We start from the raw sequence: 621 nt of genomic DNA on the forward strand, positions 1-621 counted from the left end.
CAAGCCTATGACAAATAAGAATTGCCAAGAAAGAGGGTTCAAAAACCATTTTCCCTCTATAGGATAAGAAGGAGGAGCAATTTTATAAAATCCGCAAGTAAGATAGAGTATAAACGAGCCCCAAAGCAGCCACTTTGTCTGTTTACAACTCAAATAAAGGATGAAAGGTGCAAAAAACATCAAAACGATATAAAGTGGCAGAATATTATTATAGCCCAATTGATGCCCAAAACTTAAAGTGCTTAAAAATGCGATAACAGGCTCTGTAAAAAAGAGCCCCACATTATTCATCGTTAACAATTTTTCTGTTCGCCATAAGAAAAAAGCCCCTAAAAACAGGCTTAACGTGACAAAAGTGGTCAAAAGATACGCTGCGTAGAGCTGCAAAGCCCTCTGCCAATATTTTCGGATAATAAAAGCAAAAGGCTTCTGCTGTAACCGCCCATGAAAACTTAACCCCAGCGAAATCCCTGAAAGCAAAACAAAAATCTCTGCAGAATCAGAAAAACCGAAATTTTTATGGGTCATATGCTCATAGAGCGTTCCGGGAATATGGTTGATGAAAATCGTCAACAGAGCTAAAGAACGAAAAACATCAATGCGTGTATCACGACAAAAAGG

At 38.2% G+C, this 621-nt stretch carries 1 protein-coding gene; it reads right to left on the minus strand.

Annotated features, from left to right (window positions below; all coding sequences use genetic code 11):
* The coding region (locus ACFINC_RS11280) for an OpgC family protein (RefSeq protein ID WP_375617261.1) at positions 1 to 621 on the minus strand (621 nt) is incomplete at both ends.

The sequence above is a fragment of the Bartonella sp. AP58NXGY genome (assembly GCF_042195785.1).
Lineage (GTDB): Bacteria > Pseudomonadota > Alphaproteobacteria > Rhizobiales > Rhizobiaceae > Bartonella.